General features: G+C 52.8%; 6 protein-coding genes and 2 pseudogenes. 5 read left to right on the plus strand and 3 right to left on the minus strand.

Translation table 11 applies throughout. The features are described 5' to 3' along the window. Window positions 1-501 precede the first annotated feature (501 nt). The 3 genes from G463_RS21035 to G463_RS0116340 form a co-directional block, all read right to left on the minus strand. Window positions 502-1,347 (minus strand): hypothetical protein, encoded by an 846-nt coding sequence (locus G463_RS21035; protein ID WP_156900271.1) that lies wholly within the window; start codon window positions 1,345-1,347, stop codon window positions 502-504. A gap of 72 nt (window positions 1,348-1,419) precedes the next feature. Next, window positions 1,420-2,193 (minus strand): alpha/beta hydrolase family protein, encoded by a 774-nt coding sequence (locus tag G463_RS0116335; RefSeq protein WP_245575935.1) that lies wholly within the window; start codon window positions 2,191-2,193, stop codon window positions 1,420-1,422. Between the two features lie 29 nt (window positions 2,194-2,222). Further along, window positions 2,223-3,932 (minus strand): sigma-54 interaction domain-containing protein, encoded by a 1,710-nt coding sequence (locus tag G463_RS0116340; RefSeq protein ID WP_051322393.1) that lies wholly within the window; start codon window positions 3,930-3,932, stop codon window positions 2,223-2,225. A gap of 342 nt (window positions 3,933-4,274) precedes the next feature. On the opposite strand from G463_RS0116340, the gene G463_RS0116345 reads away from it, so the two are divergent. The 5 genes and pseudogenes from G463_RS0116345 to G463_RS23355 form a co-directional block, all read left to right on the plus strand. Next, window positions 4,275-5,345 carry an aromatic ring-hydroxylating oxygenase subunit alpha gene (locus G463_RS0116345; protein ID WP_245575936.1) on the plus strand — a complete coding sequence of 357 codons (1,071 nt, stop codon included), beginning with the start codon at window positions 4,275-4,277 and terminating at the stop codon, window positions 5,343-5,345. Window positions 5,346-5,369: 24 nt separating this feature from the next. Then, a complete protein-coding gene (locus tag G463_RS21040; protein ID WP_051322394.1) occupies window positions 5,370-6,767 on the plus strand; it encodes a purine-cytosine permease family protein in 1,398 nt (465 codons plus the stop codon). 34 nt (window positions 6,768-6,801) lie between these two features. Further along, entirely contained in the window at window positions 6,802-7,863 is a 1,062-nt protein-coding gene (locus G463_RS0116355) for a tartrate dehydrogenase (protein WP_026976011.1), read from the plus strand. A 44-nt stretch (window positions 7,864-7,907) separates the two neighbouring features. Further along, window positions 7,908-8,401 (plus strand): annotated as a pseudogene (locus G463_RS0116360) (aldehyde dehydrogenase family protein); the annotation flags it as partial. A gap of 60 nt (window positions 8,402-8,461) precedes the next feature. After that, window positions 8,462-8,726 (plus strand): annotated as a pseudogene (locus G463_RS23355) (IS630 family transposase); the annotation flags it as partial.

Here is an 8,726-nt window from a genome sequence, read left to right on the forward strand (position 1 = left end):
CCTGGCGGGGCTGATTGTTGCTGTGCATGACTCTCGCACGAAGTCTGGAGAAGCGCAAGGTGTGAGGGGTTTGACGCTTACGGATCGGCTACCGCAGAATAAACGTCTCGTGTTTCACTTGTATCAGGCAAAACCACCCTCCCCCTTTAATATGACACCAATTAGTTTCCGATTCATTATAGGACACCAATCGGTGTTGTGTCAAACTCGTCCGACCTACTAGACGATCTGGGGGCTTCTGTCGCTAACCTGTCCTTAGCTGCAATAAATGCAACACACAAATAGTGTATGAACATGCGACAATTATGCATACGAAATCGCCGCGTTGCTCTGCAAATTGAAACTGCGGAATACAATTGTTTTCCGCAACTTAAAATGCAGAAAAACGCGGCTCAGATATACAACATTTTGCATACTAATGCAGGATTGGACGGATATCGTTCTTGAATTATGCCCCCGATAGTTGAACAAGGATTGTTATTCAAATTGCCATTAAGCTTCTTAAGATACGCGGGTTACGGTGTGAGCAGTATTTAAGGTTGCAATAAGCGTGTTCATGGAGAGCGAGTACCACTGCTTATCGTTATACGTCCACGTTACCCGAAAAACGGGGCTGTTCCCTGCCCAAAGTGCTTGCACATAACCTTGTGTCGCATTCGGAACTATCGTTCCGTGCTTTGAAACAAAACTCGCAACGGTGTTTGCCATTCCGACCGTTTCTTTTTCATAGTCGCCTCCCATTACATCCACAATGTATCGCCAACGATGATTTTTCCAGATAATCGCATCTTCGTGTGTCTTCGAGTCTTCATAATAGGTGGCTATGGTTTTATCTGATAAAGTGACCGATTTATGTGCAGAGAACCCACTCATGTTGAAACAATTAGGAATGTAAAGTGAACTAAGATCGGATACAGTCTCCATATCCCCGACAAGATTTGCCATCGCATATTGGCTTGTATTGCTACCCTTCGGACGGTCAATAAAATCCATCCCATACTGATTCATCGAAACGTCCAGATCAATGGCTAACTGTTGATTATTCGGTAATGGAGAATCAAGATCGAACACTGTAGGTAGTGACAAAGGTACTTTGCAATGATCCTTGATTTCCTTTTGTACCGCATTCGGAACTTGTAATGAGTCTGGTACGGTATAGGTATGAGTCGTTGAGGCGGTAGAAGCTGTGGCAGTGACTTCGGCAATGACATCAGTTTGATTTGCCACAGTGTTTACTGCGTTTGTGGGTATTGTTGACTGACGTGTAGTAAAGTTACCGCATCCAACCAAAGTCGAAAACGATATACATACTGCAACAACTACGGCAAAATTCTTGCGACCGCACATGAGTTCGTCTCCTCGATTTTAAAGACCTACATGACTTAGACGAATCCCCACCTTAATCGGTGTTTACACGATTCAACCCTCTGGCTTGAGAAAATCGACGAGTTCTTCAATCAGCGCAGATTCCCAGCCACTTCGATCAAAAGTGTGATTCGCCCCATCGATGTACCTGACCTTGGCGCATCCGAAATAAGACTGTGCTTGATATCCCTCCGCCGTTTGACTGGGCACCACCTCATCCTGACACCCGTGAACAATGAGGACAGGCCCTCTGTACGCCTGGGCTCGCTTGTAAACATCGAACGTGCGCAAGTCCTCGAGCAGGGCACGAGACACCCAGTTGCCTTGATAATCGTAGGCAGCAGAAGGCGCATGGACGTCCGCTCCACTCTCCTTCAAGAGGTTCGAGACAATTTCCTGTACGTTCCCTCCAGCGGGTGCCATCAGCGCAAGCTTGTGTACATCCGACGGGCGGTCCCCCGCCACCTGACTGGCAATCAGCCCGCTCATACTCAACCCCGCCAAAGCCACCCGTGAACGGTCGACTCTCGCATCGGCCAATACACGGTCCAAAATGGCATGCGCTTCGGAGATCTCGCACGAAATCGTAACCTCTTCAAAATCCCCATCACTCTCGCCGTTCCCCGAAAAATCGAAGCGAAAGCTGGCAATGCCCATTTGTTCAAGTCGGCGGCAAATCTTCACAAACAAGCGGTGCGGCTCAATCCGGGTTGCAGTAAACCCGTGATAGAGAACCACCGCTGGAAATGGACCTGGTCCCTCCGGAACATGTTCGGTCCCACGCAAGGTCCGCCCTTGGTGTATCAGTTCAACCGCTTTCTGCGTCACACGCTCACCCCTCCACATTTTCGACGCCATTACCGGCGCTGTCGCAAACCAAACTGTCTCAATTTTCGCACCACCGTGGACTGACTCACGCCCAAGCGGGCTGCAATCTCCCGGGTACTCGCACCATCCGCAAGCGCCTTGCGATACATCTCGCGTTCGGTTTCATGGATGTACGCTTTCAACGTCTGACCCGGAATCTCTCGTCCCGGCGCCCGGGCATGATCGTCTTGCGCATCCTGCGCATCCTGCGGACGGTCGATGCCATCATAACCGGGCCTCACCGATAGTCCGCTTTGCGCGCGGTCACGTCCGGCTTCGCGGGCCGCACAAATCAGGTCCTTCGGCAGATGATGCGGACCAATGATGGGTTCGTCCGTGGTAATTACCAAATACTCTATCATATTTTCCAATTCGCGAATATTCCCTGGCCACGGATACGCAGTCAGGTGATCGATCGTTTCACGGCTCCATTCACGCGTACCCTTTCCGTGCTGATGGACGAAGTGTTCCAGATACACCTGGCAGAGGGGCGCAATGTCCTCCTTGCGTTCCCGCAGCGGAGGAATATGAATGGTCACGACATTCAACCGATAGTACAAATCCGCGCGAAATGTTCCATTTGCAACCATCTCCCGCAGGTTTCGGTTCGTCGCAGTGATGATGCGCACGTCCAAATAGGAAGGACGCGTCGAGCCGATTCGTTCAATGCGATGCTCCTGAATGAGATCGAGCAATTTTCCCTGCAGATGCAGCGGCAATTCGCCAATTTCGTTGAGAAAGAGCGTCCCGCCCTCCGCCAGTTCCACTTTGCCCGGTTTTCCCTCGCGCCTGGCGCCGGTGAAAGAGCCTCGTTCGTACCCAAATAATTCGCTTTCCAGCAAGGCTTCCGGAATGGATGCGCAGTTGATCTCGACAAACGGCCCACCTGAACGTTGACTTGCGTCATGAATGGATTTTGCGACCCGATTCTTCCCAACGCCCGTTTCGCCTAAAATCATCACTGCCGCCTCCGTGCGAGCGACACGAAGCGCTAAGTCCATGCACCGGCGCATCGCAGGGCTGCCGGAAATAAACGGAGCAGGCTGGCTGATTTCCTGACTCGTCGCATCGCTGCTTGCTCGTCCGGGCAGCGTCAGCAGTTCCAGCTCTGTGACATCCTTCGCGTAAGAAATCACGCGCTTGACCGAGCCATCAGGATTGAAGATGGCGTGCCCGGTAGAGATGAGACGCCTGCCATCCACCGTGTTTTGCAACACGGTCTGCTGCGTACGGTGGCGCAGGACCAATGCTGTGACCGACGGGTAAAAGATCCGTTGATTCTCTAATTCGAAAACAGACTTGCCGACAAGGCCGCCCACCAGGGGGCCATAGAGTTGCTCTACCTTGTCGTTCACTTGAAGGGTAATGCCTTCACCATCCGTGATGTACCACTCGTCCAGGGAGGAGTTAATCAGTTCCGCGAGCTCCGTGTTCTCCTGTTTCAACGCCCAAATCGTGTTCTCGTCCGGTCCCTCAGGCAGGCGAATGCACTCAATGAGGGTCCGGTCCGGACCAAATGGACCCTTGTGCATGATATAGGAATAGCCTTCCGGGAGATTGTGTTCATTGTTCCAGGTATCGAGATCGACCCCCGAACAGACCGTGACTTTCGCGGCCTGATTGGCCCATTCCAACTGCCCCGAACGATTCACAAGCAGGATGGGCGTGTCGAGCACATTGAGGACATCCAAGAGTTCCATGTTGCAAGCCCCCTCGCACATAAACCCATGTTACCCCACTCTGAGTCTTAATTGCACCATAAATCTTAATATTGACTCAACTCAGTGGAACAATCGAACCAAAACTGACTCACCCCACATTCAACCCATGTGAATCACGCTTGAACACGCACTCACAATCGGATTTTCACCAACGATGATGTCCGTGTAAAACCGCAGCCTGACAACAAAACACGCCCATCACCGGCACGTGATAAACGGCGACTGTGCAGACTTGGCACGCAACTTGCTGAACAATAAAGCAAGGTGCAGGGTGGAGCTCACACCCATTTGCAGAGACATGATGGAGAGGAGAACTTCAAGATGGCAATGATACTCGACGAAAGTAAACGCCGGCAAGACAACACAGACATGACGCTTCCGTATTCCCTATACGTGGAGGAGCATGTTCTTCAAACCGAGTACGAGCACATTTTCAAAAAGTCCTGGCAGTATGTGGGACACGAGGCCCTGGTGGAGAAACCTGGCGACTTTATCACCTGCACGATTGCAAACGAACCCATTGTCGTCGTCCGCGGGAACGACAACGAGGTCCGGGCATTCTACAATGTCTGCCCACATCGAGGCACAAAGCTGGTGCAGGACGCGGCGGGATCGAAGAAAATTTTCCAATGCATGTACCACGGCTGGACATTTCACCTCAATGGGAATCTGCATCAGGCACCTAATTTCAAGGGCGCATCGGGATTTTGTGCACAGGATCACTGCTTGAAGTCGGTACACATCGCGATTGAGAACTCGTTGATGTTTGTGAATTTGAGCGAGGACCCTGTGCCACTTGCGAAAGAGTTCGCGGACTTTTTCAATGACCTGAAGCAATTCAATTTCCTTTCTGAGTTGAACCTGTATCATACGGAACAGCGCGTCATTCACTGCAACTGGAAAACTTTCATTGACAACTATCTCGAGTGCGATCACTGCCCTATCGCCCATCCGAGGTTCGTGTCGACGCTGGATATGACCAAGTATCAGATTTTGAACCGCGACAAGTGCAACATTCAGGGGTCAAACGTGAAGGAGACCCGCACAGACCTGGATGACGCCGAAGTCCGCGAAGGGCGATTCTATTGGCTGTGGCCAAACGTCATGTTCACGATTTACCCGGGGCCAGGAAACTTTCGGTCCATCCAGATGATCCCAATCGACGCAGAAACCACGCTTGGCATTTACTCGGTGTACGTGAAGGGCGTGGAACCCACGGAGGAGCAACAGGAGCTGATTGCGTTTGCGAAGACGGTCGCAGACGAAGATGTCGACCTGGTAGAACTCCAGCAAGTCGGCCTGCGTTCGTCGGCATTTCAGCAAGGCGTGTACTCTCCAACAGAACATGGCTTACGTCTGTTTCACGGACTGGTTCGTGAAGCACTCAAGTAGATGTGAAAAATGGGGGGGGGTTCAATGTTAGTCGAAAAACGCAGTATTGACTTTATTCCCGAGGAAGAGCGGCACGGAAAGCCCCGAAGCTTGTTCAACATCTGGTTCAGCGGAAACATGCAGCTCACGCCAGTCATGACTGGCGCCGCGCTGCTTGCCCTCGGGCTGAACGTCTTTTGGGCAGTGCTGGCGGTCATCATCGGCAACATGATTGGCGGGCTGTTTATGGCGACACACTCCGCTCAAGGGCCGAAGCTGGGAATTCCGCAAATGATTCAAAGCCGCGCCCAGTTTGGCGTCATCGGCGCGATTTTGCCGCTCATTCTGGTCATGGTGATGTACGTCGGATCCGTGTACTACAGCGGACTGCTTGGCGCGCAAGCGATTCACAGCGCGCTTCACGGAGTCCCCATCTGGTTGGCGATGGTTGTCCTGAACGCCGTCACATTGCTGGTCACCACATACGGTTACGACGTCATCCATACGGTGGAGAAATACTTCGCCATTATTTTCGCGCTCTTCTTCCTGTTCATTACAATTGAGGTGTTTCGCTTACCCTTCCCGGCGCACAGTTGGTCTGTAAGCGGCTTCAAATTTGGACCCTTCATGATGGCGATGAGCATCTGTGTGAGCTGGCTGCTCACTTATGCACCCTATGTTGCGGACTACTCGCGGTATTTGCCGAAGAACACCTCCACCAAGGCGACGTTTGGCTGGACATACGCTGGCGGTGTACTCGGTACCGCGTGGCCGATGCTGATTGGCGTCCTTCTGATTGCGTCCACCTCGCGCTTCGGCGATGACCCGACAGGCGTCCTGGCGCAAATGGTCGGCCCGGTCATGGCACCCATTCTGTACCTCGTCATCGTGCTTGGAATTTTGGGCGTCAACGTGCTGAATCTGTACTGCGCCTTCATGGCGACGGTAACAACCATTGAACCGTTCACCAAACTCAAAGTGACGCCAACTGCCCGCTTCGTCATTTTGGGCATCATCGACGCCGTCGCAACCTGGATCGGCATCCAGGGGCAAGGCAGCCTCATCACCATCATCGGCGATTTCATGTTGATGCTCCAGTACATGATGGTACCCTGGAGCGCCATCAATCTGGTGGATTTCTATCTGCTGAGAAAGGGAAACTACAGCATCAAGGACATTTTCGACTTGAACGGCAAGTACGGCCGCTTCAACTGGATCTCGATTGGGGCATACCTGCTGACCATCGTCGCGCAGATTCCGTTCATGAATGTCGCTGGCATTTACGAGGGTCCCATCTCCAAGGCTTGGGGCCATGCTGATTTCGCCTGGATCATTGCATTACTGCTGCCGTCAACGATCTACTACTTTGCCATGAAGCCGAGATTGGCTTCCACAGGAGAACTCGAGAAGGGTTCTGTGATTCCGAAGACTGCTGCACAGTGACCCTGTCGGCGGCAAAAGAGAGGGAGAGAAGAACATGAACAAACACGCCATTGCGGTCATCCCTGGAGACGGCATCGGGCAGGAAGTCGTCCCCGAGGCGTTAAAAGTACTTGAAGTTGCTGCTCAGATTCACGGAGGCATTGCCTTCGAATGGACCACGTTCCCCTGGGGCTGTGAATATTACCTGCAACATGAAACCATGATGCCATCCGACGGAATTGAAACGTTGAAATCCTTTGAACAGATTTTTCTCGGCGCTGTCGGCATGCCCGGCCTCGTACCGGACCACATCTCGCTTGGGGGCCTGTTGCTGAAAATCAGGCAGGAGTTGGAACAGTCCATTAACGTTCGGCCAGCGAAGCTGCTGCGAGGCATGAAATCTCCGCTCGCCAACCCCCAGGCCTTTGACATCCTGGTCGTCCGCGAAAATTCCGAAGGAGAATACTCAGATGTCGGCGGACGCGTTCACAACGGCCTGGATGAAATGGCGTTGCAGACTTCCGTATTTACGCGAAAGGGATGTGTTCGCGTGATGGAATACGCACTGTCGGTAGCACAGAGCCGGAAACGTCACGTCACCAGCGCGACCAAGTCCAACGGACTCGCGCACAGCATGCCGTTCTGGGACGACGTGTTCCACGACGTCAGCCAGTCCTACCCTGAAATCCAAACGGCCAACATGCATATTGACGCCCTGACGGCACTGTTTGTCATGAAACCACACGTCCTCGACGTGGTCGTCGCATCCAACCTGTTCGGAGACATTCTCAGCGACATTGGCGGCGCCATCATGGGCAGCATCGGGATCGCCCCGGCTGCCAACCTCAACGTCGAGCGAAAGTACCCCTCCATGTTTGAACCGGTACACGGGTCTGCGCCCGATATTGCCGGAAAGGGAATTGCCAATCCAATCGGGCAAATTTGGACGGCAAAAATGATGCTGGACTTTCTCGGTTATGAAGACATCGGATCCATCGTGCTTTGCGCCATCGAGGAAACACTCGTGGAGAACGTCAAAACAGCCGACCTTGGCGGCACCGCAACCATGACCGAGGTAACGAACAGGGTCATTGCGCACATGAAACAGACCAAATAAGGCGGCGTCACCAGACGGCAAGAACGGTCGTGATCGGACCAGATTTGTACAGGAGTGATTTCGTTGAAAAACACCTTTTCATCGATGGCAAGTGGGTGACAACTGAACAGTACACAACGCTGACCGCCCCCTACAACGGCAGCCTAATCGCGGAGCTCCCGTCCGCCTCCCCCGCCGATGTCAATGATGCCATTGAATCTGCCGCACAGGCCACATCCGTGATGGCTTCCATGCCGGCACATCAGCGGGCGAAGATCCTCGAGAACCTCGTCACATTGATGGAAGACAGGCGAGACGAAGCGGCGAAGATCCTCGCCGCCGAGGCAGCCAAACCCATCACGACCGCGTATACCGAAGTCGATCGAACCATACAGACGTACAAGTTCGCCGCCGAAGAGGCGAAACGCATCCATGGCGAAACCCTTCCGCTGGATGCAGCCCCTGGTGGCGAAGGGCGCGTCGCATATACGGTAAGAGAGCCACTCGGCGTGATTGGCGCCATTACGCCATTCAACTTCCGATGAACCTCGTGGCGCACTAGTGTCACGAGTCTAAAATAAATATGCCTTTGTGTTTACCATTGTGGTAATATCATGGCATGGGTAAACGAGCGATTGAAATTACACTCACTGATGATGAACGTGACCAATTGGAACAGTGGGTCCGTTCCCCTTCCACTCCACAAAAACTGGTCCGCAGAGCGCAAATTGTGCTCCGAGCGGCGGATGGATGGACCAATCAGCAAATGGTTAAAGCCGGTCTTGGAACCGGTGTAACCATCGCTTTGTGGCGCACTCGGTTTGCCGAACTGCGCTTGGACGGACTGAAGGATGTTCCAAAACCCGGCCGTCCGAAACAGATCA

The sequence above is a fragment of the Alicyclobacillus contaminans DSM 17975 genome, assembly GCF_000429525.1.
Classification (GTDB): domain Bacteria; phylum Bacillota; class Bacilli; order Alicyclobacillales; family Alicyclobacillaceae; genus Alicyclobacillus_A; species Alicyclobacillus_A contaminans.